Genomic DNA, 14,825 nt, shown 5'->3' on the forward strand with positions numbered 1-14,825 from the left:
GGGCTGGCGATGAACTTCCGACGCGGCCGGACGAGCGACGTTCCCGAGATCAACCTGATTCCGCTGATCGACGTGCTGCTGGTGATCATCATCTTCCTCATGTTGACCACCACCTACTCGAAGTTCTCCGGGCTCGAGATCAACCTGCCGACGGCGGAGGCGAGCAAGCCGGACGAGCCGCCGAAGGAGATAAACGTGACCCTGACCGCTGCCGGTCAGGTGCTGGTCAACAAGGCGCCGCTGGCGTCAGCCAGCGTGCAATCGATCAGTGAGGCGCTGCGGCGCGCTGCCGGCGACCTCAAGGAACCTGTGGTCGTGATCAACGCCGACGCCAAGGCCAACTACCAGAGCGTCATCGACATCATGCAGGCGGCGCAGACGGCGGGCTATCCGCGGATATCGTTCGCCACCCAGTCGCCGCACTGATGGCCGCCGCGGGCCTGCTGCGGCGGCTGCCCGCATGGTGGTATGAGCGCCGTCTGCTGCCCGCTCTCTGGCCGCTGCTGCCGCTTTCCTGGCTGTTCGCTGGGCTGGTGGCGCTGCGGCGCCGGCTTTATCGCTGGGGTGTGCTGAGTGCCTCCTGCCTGCCGGTGCCCGTGGTCGTCGTCGGTAACCTGACCGTCGGTGGCAGCGGCAAGACCCCGCTGGTTCTCTGGATCGTGCGCCAGCTGCGGGCGGCTGGTTGGCGGCCGGGAATCATCAGCCGCGGGCACGGGGGCTCGGCGCGTACGGCGCTCCCGGTTGCCGCCGATTCGCCGCCGTCAGTGGTCGGCGACGAACCCCTTCTGCTGGCGCGCCGCAGCGCTGCGCCGGTGTTCATCGGTGCCGATCGGCTTGCTGCCGGGAACGCTTTGCTGGCAGCACATCCCGATTGCGACGTGATCGTCTCCGACGATGGCCTGCAGCACTATCGCCTGCAGCGCTCAATGGAAGTGGTGGTCTTCGATGGGCGCGGCGCGGGCAACGGACGGCTGCTGCCGGCCGGTCCTCTGCGCGAGCCCCTGCGACGTCTGCGTGCAGCGGACGCGGTCGTCTGGCATGGCGACCCGGAGCAGCGCGTCGAGCAGCTCGCAGCGGCCTTGCCGCAGGCGGTGATGCACCTCGCCGGCGAGCGTTTCGTCGCCGCCGCTGGCCCGGCGCGCAGTTGCAGCGCGGCTTCGCTGCGCGGACGACGGTTGCATGCGATCGCCGGCATCGGCGATCCGCGACGCTTCTTCGCGCAGCTCAGGGCTCTCGATCTCGACTTCGAGGAGCATCCGTTCCCGGACCACCATTCCTATTGCGCGGCGGACCTTTCCTTCGCCGCCGATGGCGTGCTGCTGATGACCGAGAAAGATGCGGTAAAATGCGCCGGGTTGGCGCCCGGAGAAGCCTGGGTCCTGCCGGTCGAAGCCGTGCTTGGTGCCCGCCCCGGCTGGCCCGGCCTGCTCGAGACAATTTTGGAGAAACTCAATGGACGCGCGCCTGCTTGATATTCTGGTCTGCCCCGTCTGCAAGGCCAATCTCGAGTATCGCAAGGCCGACGAGGAACTCCTCTGCAAGCCCTGTCGGCTGGCTTTCCCGGTGCGCGACGGCATTCCGATCATGCTCGCCGACGAAGCGCGGCCGCTGTGCAGCGACGAGGTCTGACGGCGCGGCCGGGCGACATCGCCATGCGCTTCAAGGTCGTCATTCCCGCCCGCCATGCTTCCACCCGCCTGCCGGGCAAGCCGCTGCTCGATCTCGGCGGCAAACCGATGGTCGTGCGTGTCGCCGAAAGGGCGTTGCTCGCGGGGGCCGACGAGGTGGTGGTCGCCACCGACCACCCGCTGGTGCTCGAGGTCGTCGGGCGGCACGGTCTGCACGCGCTGCTGACCAGTCCCGATCATGCCAGCGGCACGGATCGACTGGCGGAAGTGGTCGCGCTGTCCGGCTGGAGCGAAGACGAACTCGTCGTCAATGTCCAGGGCGACGAACCGCTGATCGACCCGGCGCTGATCGTCCGCACGGTGTCGTGCCTCGCCGCCAGCGGTGCCGACATCGCCACCGTCGCGCATCCGGTGACTGACGCAGCCGATTTCTTCAATCCCAATATCGTCAAGGTCGTCGTCTCGGCGTGCGGCGACGCCCTGTATTTCTCCCGCGCGCCGATTCCCTACGCCAGGGACCACTTTGCCCGTGAGGCAGGTGGCGAGACCTTGCCTCCCGCCATGCTCGCCTACCGTCACGTCGGCCTCTACGCCTACCGCGCGCACTTCCTGCGCACCTACAACCAATTGGCGCCGTCACCGCTGGAGGGGATCGAAGCGCTCGAGCAGTTGCGCGCACTCTGGCATGGCTTTCGCATCAGCGTGGCGATCGTCGACCACCTCCCGGTGGCCGGCGTCGATACTCCGGAGGACGCACGCCGCATGCAGGAATGGTTCAAAAAGGTTTGACCGTGCGCCCGTTTGCGGGTAAGTTTCCGCCTGTCGGTCACGACAACGTGTTGCAGTGGCCCGCTTGTCATGACGCAAGTGATTGAAATGATGGATCAAGTCACCGTTTGTTTTGGCTAGGAAGGCGAAGCATGAAACTCATCCTGCTGGGCGCTCCAGGCGCCGGCAAGGGCACTCAGGCCCAGTTCATCCGGGAGAAGTTCGGCATTCCACAGATCTCCACCGGCGACATGCTGCGTGCTGCGGTCAAGGCCGGAACGCCGCTGGGAATCGAGGCGAAGAAGGTCATGGATGCCGGTGGGCTGGTATCGGACGAGATCATCATCGGTCTGGTCAGCGATCGGTTGCGACAGGATGACTGCCGCGCGGGCTACCTGTTCGACGGTTTTCCGCGGACCCTGCCGCAGGCTGAAGCGATGAAACTCGCCGATGTGGCGATCGATTACGTGCTCGAGATCGATGTGGCGGATTCCGAGATCATCGAGCGGATGAGTGGCCGTCGCGTGCACCTCGCGTCGGGGCGCACCTACCATGTCCGCTTCAACCCGCCACGTGCCGCCGGCAAGGATGACGTCACCGGCGAGGATCTCATCCAGCGCGACGACGACCAGGAGGAGACGGTTCGCAAGCGGCTCGAGGTCTACCATGGGCAGACCAAGCCGTTGCTGGACTATTACCGTGCCTGGGCCGCCAGCGGCGACCCGAAGGCGCCGCAGTGCCGCAGGATCGCCGGTGTGGGCAGTGTCGAGGACATCCGGCAGGCGGTTTTCGAGGCGCTGCGCTAGGCGCCGGGCGATGATCGACAAGCGACGGCTGAATTCGCGAGCGTGTCCAGTGGGCGTGCGTGCCGCGACCACGTCAGATGCGGTGGCGGTCGGCGGTGGCGCCCGCAACTGGCCCGTGCCGGTGGCCGCCTGCGCTCCGGTATCGCGTTGCTGGCTCGAATGCACGTGATCCGGGACACGGCACGCGCATTTCCTGGGTGTGGGGAAGTTGGATCCGCGGGGACCATCCTGCGGGCAGGGTAATCTAAAGAGGGAGGTGGTTTATGTCGACAGGGTTGATGTTCGCGCTCATCTGCGCGGTCCTTGCGGTGCTCTACGGCGCAGCAATGACGAAATGGATTCTCTCGTTGCCGGCTGGCAACCCGCGTATGCAGGAGATCGCCAAGGCCGTGCAGGAGGGGGCTTCCGCGTATCTCGCGAAGCAGTACACGACGATCGCGCTGGTCGGTGCGGTGCTCTTCGTGCTGATCTGGCTGGCGCTCGGCAAGGCGATGGCGATCGGCTTCCTGATCGGCGCCGTGCTTTCGGGCGCGACCGGCTTCATCGGCATGAACGTGTCGGTGCGTGCCAACGTGCGGACCGCCGAAGCGGCGCGCAACGGCATTGCTGCGGCACTCGACGTCGCCTTCAAGGGCGGCGCGATCACCGGCATGCTGGTGGTCGGTCTCGGTCTGCTCGGTGTTGCCGGCTACTACGCGGTTCTCCGCGGCACCGGCGCCGATCTCGAGCATGCCGTCCACCCGCTGGTCGGGCTGGCCTTCGGAGGATCGCTGATTTCGATCTTCGCCCGTCTCGGTGGCGGCATCTTCACCAAGGGTGCGGATGTCGGCGCCGACCTCGTCGGCAAGGTCGAGGCCGGCATTCCGGAGGATGATCCGCGCAACCCGGCGGTCATCGCCGACAACGTCGGCGACAACGTCGGGGACTGTGCCGGCATGGCTGCCGACCTGTTCGAGACCTACGCCGTGACCGTGGTGGCGACGATGGTCCTCAGCGCGATGATGCTCAAGGGCGTCGTCGGTGCCAGCGATGGCCTGGTGGTCTACCCGTTGGTCCTCGGCGGCGTGTCGATCATCGCGTCGATCATCGGCTGCTTCTTCGTCAAGTCGAACGATGGCGGCAAGATCATGAACGCCCTCTATCGCGGGCTCGCGGTGGCGGGCATTCTTGCCCTCGTCGCCTACTACCCGATCACGACGACGATGCTCGGTGCTGGCGTCACACTGGCTGACGGCACGATGATCACCTCGATGAACATCTTCTGGTGTGCAGCCATCGGCCTCATTCTGACCGGCGTCCTCGTCTGGATCACCGAGTATTACACCGGGACCGACTTCTCGCCGGTCAAGCGTGTGGCCGAAGCCTCGACGACGGGTCATGGAACCAACATCATCGCCGGTCTGGCGGTGTCGATGAAAGCCTGCGCCTTGCCGGTACTCGCCGTCTGCGCGTCGATCTACCTCACCTATGCGCTGGCAGGCCTCTACGGAATCGCCATCGCCGCCACCTCGATGCTGTCGATGACCGGCATCATCGTCGCCCTCGACGCCTACGGACCGATCACCGACAACGCTGGCGGTATCGCCGAGATGTCCGGCCTGCCGAAATCCGTGCGCGATGTCACCGATCCGCTGGACGCCGTCGGCAACACGACCAAGGCGGTCACCAAGGGATACGCGATCGGTTCCGCCGGTCTGGCGGCACTCGTGCTGTTCGCCGACTACACGCATGCCCTGGAAGTCAACTTCGGCGGCAGCCTGCGCTTCGACCTGTCGGACCACATGGTGATCATCGGCCTCTTCCTCGGCGGCTTGATTCCCTACCTCTTTGCTGCCATGGCGATGGAGGCCGTCGGCCGCGCGGCGGGCGCGGTGGTCATCGAGGTGCGCCGGCAGTTCAAGGAGATCAAGGGCATCATGGAGGGCAAGGCCAAGCCCGACTACTCGCGCGCCGTCGGCATGCTGACCGCGGCGGCGATCAAGGAGATGATCGTACCGTCGCTGTTGCCGGTCCTGGTGCCGGTTCTCGTCGGCCTGTTGCTCGGTCCGAAGGCGCTCGGTGGTCTGCTGATGGGTACGATCATCACCGGTCTCTTCGTTGCGATCTCGATGACCACCGGTGGTGGTGCCTGGGACAATGCCAAGAAGTACATCGAGGACGGCCATTTCGGCGGCAAGGGTTCGGATGCGCACAAGTCGGCCGTCACCGGTGACACCGTTGGCGACCCCTACAAGGACACGGCCGGCCCGGCGGTCAACCCGCTGATCAAGATCATCAACATCGTCGCCCTGATGATCGTCCCGCTGATGGCGCCCGTCCCGGCTGCCAAGCCAGCCGCCGCCGCGCCCGGACCGGTGGTTGCCGTGGTCGCGGTGCCGGTCGCCAAGGTGTTCTTCGCGGTCAATTCGGCCGACGTACCGGCCGACCTGGCGCAGACCCTGGCGGCGATCGTCGCCCACGCCAAGGCCAATCCTGGTGCGCGCATCGCCATCTCGGGTTACCACGATCCGAGCGGAAATCAGGCTGCCAATGAGGAAGTGGCGAAGAATCGCGCCGTCGCCGTGCGTGACGCGCTGAAGAACGTGGGTGTCGACGAGCAGCGCATCGAGATGCGCAAGCCCGTCGTCACCACCGGTAGCGGTGACCCGGCCGAGGCGCGCCGGGTCGAGGTCAGCGTGCAGTAGGTGGCTGACGCAGCAGAAGGAAGCGGGTAGCTCGCGAAACGGGGCTGCCCGGCAGAAATGGCAAGGCCGCCCGTGGGCGGCCTTGCCATTTGCGGGTGAGGCGTCGGCGCGCAGCCTCAGGCGTTGACCGCCGGATTCAGGGAGTATGTTCCAGTGATCCGTGCTTCGGCCAGCACGTGCCCCTGCAGCGCGGCGCGTAGCTGCGGCCCGCCGAGCCTGCCGTCCACGTCGAGGCGCTCGACATCGAGGGCAAAGAGCGTGAACACGTAGTGGTGCACGATCTCGTCGTTCCACGGCGGGCAGGGCCCATCATAGCCGTAGTAGTCGCCGCGCATGTCGTTGTCGCTGGCAAACCATGCCGTGTAGTCGTTGATCCCCTGGCGCGCGCCATGCGCTGCGTGTGGGCCGGCCTTGCCGCGTGGGGTCACGTCATCAGAGAACTCCCCCTCGCCGATCTGCCGCAGGTCCGCTGGCAGGTCGATCAGCAGCCAGTGGAAGAAGTCGACCCGCGGCAGCGAGGCCGGGACCGTTCGTCCCTCCTGATTGACGTCGTCACCCTTGCTCGGGACGTCCGGGTCGTGGCAGATGAGGGCGAAGGAGCGGGTGCCTGGCGGCACTTCCCGCCAAGCGAGTTGCGGATTGCGGTTGCTGCCGAGGCACACATGATGTGCCGGGTCCGGGATGCAGAAGGCGAAATCGCCCGGGATCCGTTCTCCATCCCGGAAACTGCTGCTGGTCAATTGCATGATGTCTGTTCCTCCTCAAGGGTTATTCTGCCGCGCTGCGTTTGAAGTCACGAAGGCGAAAGCCGGCGACCCATAGTGTAGCGAAATAGACGCCAGCGCCGAAGCCGACGACGAGAGAAAGGCGCCACAAGCGCTGGCCGAGGCTCCAGCCGAGCCAGTCGCCGGCGTCGCCCGCAGCGAACCAGAGTGCGCTGCCCATCGTAGCCAGAGCACAGGCGAGCCGGGTGTAGAAGATCGGCCAGCCGGGCTGTGGCGCATACACACCCTGTCGGCGCAACCCGCGGTAGAGCAGGCCGGCATTCAGGGTGGCGGCGAGACCGATCGCCAGTGCCAGCCCGGCATGGGCGAGCCAGCCGACGAGCGCCAGATTGAGCAACTGTGTCACGCACAGGGTGAGAATGGCGATGCGCACCGGCGTGCGAACATTCTGCCGGGCGTAGAAGCCGGGTGCCAGGATCTTGACCAGGATCAGCGCCAGCAGGCCGAGGCTGTAGGCGACGAGTGCGTGACGCGTCTGCAGGACATCGTTGCTGGTGAACGCGCCGTAGTGGAAGAGGCTGCTGATCAGCGGAACGGCGAGAATGGCGAGGGCGAGCGCCGCCGGAGCAGCGAGCAGGAAGGCCAGGCGCAGTCCCCAGTCGAGCAGTCGCGAATATTCGTCCGTCTGGCCCGCTGCGTGGCAGCGCGCCAGTGAGGGCAGGAGGATGGTGCCGAGTGCGGCACCGAGCAGGCCGGCCGGGAACTCCATCAGGCGATCGGCGTAGTAGAGCCAGGAGACGCTGCCGGTGGCGAGAAACGAGGCGAAGATGTTGTTCAGCAGCAGACTCACCTGCGCCACCGAGACACCGAGGATCGCCGGTGCCATCAGGCGGAAGATGCGCCGTACGCCTTCGTCGCGCAGCGACAGTGAATAGCGCGGCAGCATGCCGATTCGCCTGAGGAAGGGAAGCTGCAGGGCGAGTTGCAGCGCGCCGCCGATGAACACCGCCCAGGCCAGCGCCGTCACCGGCGGGGCGAAGTGGGGAGCGGCGAAGAGCGCCATGAGGATGAACGAGACATTGAGCAGTACCGGCGTGAAGGCCGGGATGGCAAAGCGGCTCCAGGTGTTGAGGATGCCGCCGGCGAGTGCGACCAGCGACATGAAGAGGATGTACGGGAAGGTGATGCGCGTCAGGTCGACGGTCAACGCGAACTTCTCCGGATTGTCGGTGAAGCCCGGTGCCGACAGGTAGACGAGCAGCGGCGCTCCGGCCATGCCGAGCACGGTGACCAGCAGCACGATCAGGAAGAGCAGGCTGGCGACGCGGTCGACCAGCTGCCGGGTTGCCTCGTTGCCGCGCTTGCTTCGGTATTCGCCAAGGATCGGCACGAAGGCCTGCGAAAACGCTCCTTCGGCGAACAGGCGGCGCAACAGGTTGGGCAGCTTGAAAGCGACGAAGAAGGCGTCGGTCAGCATGCCTGCACCAAAGGTGCGTGCCACCACGAAGTCACGGACGAAGCCGAGAATCCTTGACAGCATGGTCATGCTGCTGACGGCGGCGAGAGTCTTCAGAAGATTCATGGTCGCTTCGCGAGGGATGCGGCCGGCGACGAGCGCGCTCGCGTCGACCAGGGCGTGGCAGGGTCCTCAGCCCGGTGATTCGCCGGACGCTCGGGTGACCGTCGCCGGCAAGGCCAAGCGGCCGCGCCTATTGCTGCGTCTTCTGCGCTTCAGGATTGATCGTGATGCCGCGCTGCTGCAGGGCGCTGACCACCGCCTGAGCGTTCCGGTTGCCGGCAGTGGCGAGCTTTTGCGTGCCACTCGCGAGGGCCTCGAGCTGCGCCCGCATCTTCTCGGCGTTGCGGAAGGTCGTTTCCTGATTGCTGCGCAGGTTGGCCAGGCTGCTCCGCTCCTGGTAGAGCTGGCTTGCCTGGAAGCCTGACCAGACGACCATCGCCACCGCCAGCAGGCAGATCGGCACGAAGACGTTTCCGGACTGCTGCTCGTTCATCGCGTCCATCCCGCTCACCGGGCTGGAGTGGCCGGCGGCGCCGCACTGAAGCTGATTCCCTGGGTCGCCAGCAGCTCACCCAATTGCGTGTCGCCCTCCCGCGCCGCCAGGTCGGCAAGCGACTTGACCAAGGACTGGTACAGTGGCTCGAGCTGCAGGCTCTGCTGGATGTACTGGGCGCGTCCGCTCAGTTCGTTCTGGGCTTGCCGGTTGCTGCTGAACATCAGCGCGTTGACCACTGACAGCAGCAGCGCCAGTATGCCGAGCAGCATCAGGATGCGATATTGTAGCGTGTTCAAACGTATGCTCTCCTGCGAAGGGGGCCGGTCGAGCGGGTGGCCTCCCTTCGCAGCGACCTCCCTGGCGATCAGTGTACCATGCCGCGCCGACGCTGCAGAAGCAGGGTGGCGAGCGCGATGGCGAGCAACATCATCGTCGCCGGCTCGGGAACCGTACCGCCGCCACCCTGCTGGTCGATGACGTTGGCGACGATGCGCAGCGTCCGCTGCTGTCCGAGGTCGGGACCGGATCCGTTCTGGCTGAGCGCATCGAGCCGGATCAGGTCGTCAAGCACACCCAGGGTCGTGGCGTCGAAGACGTAGTCGAGGCCGCCGATGCTCTGGCCGGCTGCCAGTCCGAAGGGGTCCCCGGCTACCGTTCCGAAGGGGCCCCAGCCGGTGAAGCTGAAGCCGTCGGCGTCGCCCGTGGCGCTGAGGTCGAATGTCCCGCTCAGGAAATCGGCCGGTCCGCTGATCGCGTTCGCCAGCTGCAGCGAGCCACTGATGCCCATCGTGCCAAGCACGACGTTGCCCAGATCGAGCGTGTAGGCGTTGCCAATGACGCTCAGCGTACCGAGGCCGGAGAACTTGCTGAGGGCGGCATTGGCGATATGGTTCACCTGTGCCTGCAGGAGCACCGCCGCATCGGCGCCGGCGCTGATGTCAGCCATGTCGGGGTTCTGGCTGAGGAAGGCGACGCTGGCGTTCTGGCTGAACACACCCGCCGTTGCCGTCGCCAGCCCGACGGCGATCTGCCCGTTGCCCTGGGCGACGATGCCACTCGCGGCAGGGTCGGCGGCGAACGGCCCGCTGGCGCCGTTCAGGCTGGCGCGCAGGGTGTCGTTCAGGCCACTGACGGCGGCGGCGTTCTGGATGTCGACGTTCCTGCCGGCGACGCTGTCGCCGACGCGAACGATGCCGAAGTCGACCACCGATGTCGTCGACTGCCCGACCGCCGCAGTGTATACCTTGCCGGAGACGCTGACTGTCTGCGGCGCCAGGTTGAGCTGGCAGTTCGGCGCGCAGTTGCCGACGTTGCTCGCGTCGGAGATCAGCGCGATCGTCGCGCTGCCGGCGTTGGCGCCCGTGTAGTTGCCGGCGACGGCGGTGTTCAGGCGGACTTGCAGGCTGCTGCTGTCGGTCTGGCCCGGGTTGAGCAGGGTGAACCCGCCGCTGGCGACGACCGGCACGCCACCGCTGCCGATGCTGGCGTTCAGGGCGGCCTGCGGCGGCGCGCCCGCCACGTTGCTGACGCTGACGTTCGCCGTCGCCGCCGCATCGCCGACCCGGCGGGCCGCGAGGTTGATCGTCGGGTTGTTGATCTGCGGGTTGGCCTGGTTGATGACATTCCCCGCGGCCGTGATGGAGCCATTGACCGCGAAGTTCTCACTCCCGACGGCGAGTACGCCCAGGCCGTTGCTGACATTGTTCACCGCACCGGCGCTGGTGTAATTGACGGCGATCGAACTGTTCAGCGCGCCGGCCGTCCCGCCGGTGACTGTGACGGTCATCACGCCGTTGGCGGCCGTGCTGTTGGTGCCGGCGAGGATGCCGTTGAGGGCGCCGCTGCCGCTGATCTGGCTGTTGCCCGAGGCACCGAACGAGGCGTTGAGATCCTCGACGAAGCCGCTCGCTCCGCTGGCCGTGTTGCGCACCACGAGGTTCTGGCTGACCTGCTGGCCAACCTGCAGCGTGCCGAAGTTCAGCGGCCCGGTCTGCAGCGAGCCGGCAGCCAGCTGGTAGACATTGCCGCTGACGGCGACGACCTGGCTGCCGGCGCTGGCAGTGCCGAGGCCATTGCTGACGCCGCCGACCTTGCCGGTGGTCTCGTAGGCGAGAGACACCGTGCCCGCCTTGGCACCGGCCGAGCCGGTGTCGACGCGGGCGCCCATGGTCGTGTCGTTGCTCTGTCCGGCCAGCAGACCGAGGATGTTGCCACCACTGATCGCCGCCTGGCCGCTCGAGCCGGAGAAACTGGCGTTCAGGTCTTCGCTGAACGGACCGGCAGCGGCGGCGTTGCTGACCGTGATGGCGGCGGCATTGCTGCCGCCAACGCGCTGGTTGGCTACCGTGACCGGCGTCCCGGCATTGCCGATGGCGGCGTTGTAGGCCGCAGCACCACCCGCGAGGACGATGTTGAGCTTCTGGTCGGGAATGTTTTCGAAGTTGCTGCGTAGATTGACGACCTGCCCGGCGAGTGGGGCCAGCGCGCCAGCCGCGGCCGCGTTGAAGACCACCGCCAGATCCCCGCTGTTGGCTCCCGGGCCGCCGGCGTTGTAGTTGGCGGCGGTGACGCCGCTGCCCGAGAGCCGCGCGTCGCTGATGTTGCCGCCGTTGGCGGCGGTCTGGACGGCGCCGCGCAGCGTCGGACCGGTGGTGCCGGAATTGCCGATCTGGTAGTTGAAGGTGTTGCTGCCGACGCGCATGTTGCCGATCGTCAGCGTCGCGTTCGCCGTGTTGCCGTTGCTGACGCCGGCGCCGCTGATCACCTGCGCCACGTCGCCGCCGGCCCGGACCTGCCCGCTGCCGCTCACTCCCGCGCGCCGGTCGAAGCCGTTGCCGCTGCCGGCACCGGCATTGGTGTAGTCGCTGTTGATGATCAGGTGGCCGTTGCCGATGTTGATGGCCGCTCCGGCCGAACCCATGACCAAGCGTCCCTGCGTGTTGCCGCCGTTGGCCAGCGTCATCGCGCCAGCCGGGTCCACCTGCAGCGTGCCGGTGCCAGTCAGGTTGTCCTGCACGACCAACGTGCCGTTCTGCGCACGCAGCGTGCCGTTGTTGGTCGTCGATCCGTTGACGTTGATGGTGATCGTACCGCCGGCGTCGGCATTGATCGTACCGTTGTTGGTCAGCGTGGCGGCGCCGCCGACGAAGGACTGCTGGCCGATGGTGCCGCTCTGGCCGCGCACGGTCACGCCGCTGTCGATCACCAGGTTGCCGGCTTCGACGTTCAGTCGGTTCGAGGCGTTGCCGTCGGCGAAGACGATCGTGCCGCCGCCGCTGATCGTCTGGTTGCCCTGCGGCGCGAGGACGCTGCCGCTGCCAATCCGGATCGTGCCGTCGAGGACCATGCCGCCGGCACTGATGCGCTCGATCGACGTGGCGCTGGCCAGGTCGAGCGTGCCATTGAGCGTCACCCCGTTGAGGACGTTGTTGCCGCTGTTGGTCGCCTTGAACACGCCGCTGCCGCTGGTGTTCAGTACGCCGCCCGTCACCGTCGCGCCCTGAAAGACCACGGTGCTGCCGTTGTCGGCGAGCAGCGTGCCGGCGTTGTTGTCGTAGCCGCCGCCGGTGTTCAGTTGCAGCGTACCGCCGTTCTGCGCTCGCATCGTACCCTGGTTGATGACCTGTCCATTGACGCCGAGGCTGATGGTGCGACCGGCGACATCCGCCGAGATCAAGCCCTGGTTGGTCAGCGTCGCCGCGCCGCCGACGAAAGCTTGCTGCCCGATGATGCCATTGCCGCCACGCACGGTAATCCCCGATGCCAGCGTCAGATTGCCCGCCTCGACATTGAGTCGGTTGCTGCCATTGGCATCGACAAAACTGATGGTGCCCGTGCCGCCGATCGTCTGGTTGCCCTGCGGTGCAAGAACGCTGCCGTTGCCGATGTTGATCGCGGCGCCGTTGAGCGTCAGGCCGCCGGCAACGCGCTCGATACCCGTCGCTGAAGCGAGGTCGAGCGTGCCGGACAGCGTCACTCCGGAGAGGAAGTTGTTGCCGCTGTTGTTGGCGCGGAACGAGCCGGCGCCGGTCAGATTCATGTCGCCGCTGATCGTGACGCCGTTCTGGTTGACCACGCTGCCGGTGCCGGCGAGAATCTGGCTGCCGGTGTTGCCGTGTACGGCGGAGTTGAGGTTCAGCGTACCGCCATTGAGCGCTGCCAGCGTGCCGTTGTTGGTCGTCAGGCCATTGACCGCCAGGCTGACCGTGCCGCCTGCGACGTCGGCCTGGATGGTGCCGTTGTTGCTCAGCGTGGCGGCGCCGCCGACGAAGCTCTGCTGGCCGATGCTGCCGGTCTGGCCGCGCACGGTCACGCCGGAGCCGATGACGAGGTTGCCGGCTTCGACGTTGAGGCGATTCGAGCCGCTGCCGTCGGCAAAGACGATCGTCCCGGTGCCACTGATCGTCTGGTTCCCTTGCGGCGCGAGAACGCTGCCACTGCCGATGTTGATCGTACTGCCGGAGAGCGTCAGGCCGTTGGTGAGGCGCTCGATCCCGGTGGCCGAAGCCAGGTCGAGTGTACCGGCAAGGCTCACTGCGTCGAGGAAGTTGGCGCCGCTGTTGCTGGCGCGGAACGAGCCGCTGCCGGCGGTGTTGATCACTCCGCTGACCGTCACGCCGTTCTGCAGGACGGTGCTGCCGGCACCGGCGAGGATTTGGCTGCCGACGCCACCGGCAACGTTGGAGTTGAGTTGCAGCGTGCCGCCATTGAGCGCCGCCAGCGTGCCGTTGTTGGTGGTCAGGCCGTTGACCGTCAGGACGATCGTGCCGCCTGCGACGTCGGCCTGGATGGTGCCGTTGTTGGTCAGCGTGGCGGCGCCGCCGACGAAGGACTGCTGGCCGATGGTGCCGCTCTGCCCACGCACGGTCACGCCGCTGTCGATGACGAGGTTGCCGGCCTCGACGTTGAGGCGATTGGACGAGCTGCCGTCGGTAAAGACGATCGCACCGGAGCCACTGATCGTCTGGTTGCCCTGCGGGGCGAGAATGCTGCCGTTGCCGATGCTGATCGTTCCGTTGAGGACCATGCCGCCGGCGCCGATGCGCTCGATCGACGTGGCGCTGGCCAGGTCGAGCGTGCCATTGAGCGTCACGCCGTTGAGGACGTTGCTGCCGCTGTTGGTCGCCTTGAACACGCCGCTGCCACTGGTGTTCAGTACGCCGCCGGTCAGCGTCGCGCCCTGAAAGAGCACGGTGCTGCCGTTGTCGGCGAGCAGCGTGCCGGCGTTGTTGTCGTAGCCGCCGCCGGTGTTCAGTTGCAGCGTGCCGCCGTTCTCGGCCCGCATCGTGCCCTGGTTGATGACTTGTCCATTGACGCCGATGCTGATGGTGCGACCGGCGACATCCGCCGAGATCAAGCCCTGGTTGGTCAGCGTCGCCGCACCACCGACGAAGCTCTGGCCGCCGATGGCGCCGTTGCCGCCGCGCACCGTGATGCCGGGGCCGAGCACCAGGTTGCCGGCCTCGACGTTGAACCGGTTGCTGCCACCGGCGTCGACGAAGTTGATCGTGCCGGTGCCGCCGATGGTCTGGTTGCCCTGCGGCGCGAAGATGCTGTTGTTGCCGATGTTGATCGTACCGTTCAGCGTCAGGCCGTTGCCGACGCGCTCGATGCCGGTACCCGATGCGAGATCGAGCGTGCCGTTGAGGCTCACGCCGGAGAGGAAGTTGCCGCCACTGTTGAAGGCGACCAGCTTGCCGGTACCGGTCGTGTTGATCGTGCCGCCGGTGATCGTGCTGCCGAACTGGTTGATCACGCTGTCGGCGCTGACGTTGATCACCCCGCCGGTGTTGTCGATGTTGTGCCCGCCGGCGACCTGCAGCGCCGCGTTGTTCGGGATCGCACCGGCGCCGACGTTGATCGTGCCGGTGTTGGTGGTATCGCCGCCGCCGGCCAGCGTCAGCAGGAAGGCGTCGAGGTTGACGCTGCCCGCATTGCCGAGGTTGAGGACCGACTGCGCCGTGTTGACCGTGACAGTCTTGCCGACCGCGATCGTCGCGTTGTCGGCAGCACCCGGAACGAGGCCGCAGTTCCAGTCACCGGCGGTCGCCCAGTTGCCGGCCGCCGGATTCCAGGTGCAGTTGGCGGCCAGCGCCTGCTGTGCCGGGAAGGCGAGCAGAATGGCCAGAAGGCTGGGCTTGATGACGAAACGGGGCGCTTTGCTGGCCATGTTGTTCTCCTCTTGTGGTGGCGGACGGCT

At 66.7% G+C, this 14,825-nt stretch carries 11 protein-coding genes; 6 read left to right on the top strand and 5 right to left on the bottom strand.

Translation table 11 applies throughout. From position 1 onward, the window contains the following. Window positions 1–9 precede the first annotated feature (9 nt). From V5B60_RS11270 to V5B60_RS11295, 6 genes are all read left to right on the top strand, one after another. Window positions 10–426 carry an ExbD/TolR family protein gene (locus tag V5B60_RS11270; RefSeq protein WP_332347085.1) on the top strand — a complete coding sequence of 139 codons (417 nt, stop codon included), beginning with the start codon at window positions 10–12 and terminating at the stop codon, window positions 424–426. Continuing rightward, a complete protein-coding gene (gene lpxK / locus V5B60_RS11275) occupies window positions 426–1,472 on the top strand; it encodes a tetraacyldisaccharide 4'-kinase (RefSeq protein ID WP_332347086.1) in 1,047 nt (348 codons plus the stop codon). The genes V5B60_RS11270 and lpxK overlap by 1 nt, the downstream gene beginning before the upstream one ends. After that, a complete protein-coding gene (locus V5B60_RS11280; RefSeq protein WP_332347087.1) occupies window positions 1,453–1,629 on the top strand; it encodes a Trm112 family protein in 177 nt (58 codons plus the stop codon). Before lpxK ends, V5B60_RS11280 begins: the two co-directional genes overlap by 20 nt. A gap of 23 nt (window positions 1,630–1,652) precedes the next feature. Continuing rightward, a complete protein-coding gene (kdsB, locus tag V5B60_RS11285) occupies window positions 1,653–2,417 on the top strand; it encodes a 3-deoxy-manno-octulosonate cytidylyltransferase (protein ID WP_332347088.1) in 765 nt (254 codons plus the stop codon). Between the two features lie 131 nt (window positions 2,418–2,548). After that, entirely contained in the window at window positions 2,549–3,202 is a 654-nt protein-coding gene (adk, locus tag V5B60_RS11290) for an adenylate kinase (protein WP_332347089.1), read from the top strand. 263 nt (window positions 3,203–3,465) lie between these two features. Beyond that, window positions 3,466–5,886: a sodium-translocating pyrophosphatase gene (locus V5B60_RS11295; protein ID WP_332347090.1), complete on the top strand. Its 2,421-nt coding sequence runs from the start codon at window positions 3,466–3,468 to the stop codon at window positions 5,884–5,886. A gap of 116 nt (window positions 5,887–6,002) precedes the next feature. On the opposite strand, the gene V5B60_RS11300 is transcribed toward V5B60_RS11295, so the two are convergent. The 5 genes from V5B60_RS11300 to V5B60_RS11320 all read right to left on the bottom strand — a co-directional run bounded on the left by V5B60_RS11300 (window position 6,003) and on the right by V5B60_RS11320 (window position 14,795). Further along, window positions 6,003–6,632 carry a YbhB/YbcL family Raf kinase inhibitor-like protein gene (locus V5B60_RS11300; RefSeq protein ID WP_332347091.1) on the bottom strand — a complete coding sequence of 210 codons (630 nt, stop codon included), beginning with the start codon at window positions 6,630–6,632 and terminating at the stop codon, window positions 6,003–6,005. A 22-nt stretch (window positions 6,633–6,654) separates the two neighbouring features. Continuing rightward, window positions 6,655–8,193 (bottom strand): murein biosynthesis integral membrane protein MurJ, encoded by a 1,539-nt coding sequence (gene murJ / locus V5B60_RS11305; protein WP_332347092.1) that lies wholly within the window; start codon window positions 8,191–8,193, stop codon window positions 6,655–6,657. A gap of 127 nt (window positions 8,194–8,320) precedes the next feature. Then, window positions 8,321–8,632: a hypothetical protein gene (locus V5B60_RS11310; protein WP_332347093.1), complete on the bottom strand. Its 312-nt coding sequence runs from the start codon at window positions 8,630–8,632 to the stop codon at window positions 8,321–8,323. Window positions 8,633–8,637: 5 nt separating this feature from the next. Beyond that, window positions 8,638–8,922, bottom strand: coding sequence for a hypothetical protein (locus V5B60_RS11315; protein WP_332347094.1), 285 nt, complete (start codon window positions 8,920–8,922; stop codon window positions 8,638–8,640). A gap of 68 nt (window positions 8,923–8,990) precedes the next feature. Then, the gene (locus V5B60_RS11320) at window positions 8,991–14,795 is read right to left on the bottom strand and encodes a beta strand repeat-containing protein (protein ID WP_332347095.1); all 5,805 of its coding nucleotides are present in this window, start codon (window positions 14,793–14,795) and stop codon (window positions 8,991–8,993) included. Window positions 14,796–14,825: the final 30 nt, after the last annotated feature.

The organism is Accumulibacter sp., from assembly GCF_036625195.1.
Taxonomy (GTDB): Bacteria; Pseudomonadota; Gammaproteobacteria; order Burkholderiales; family Rhodocyclaceae; genus Accumulibacter.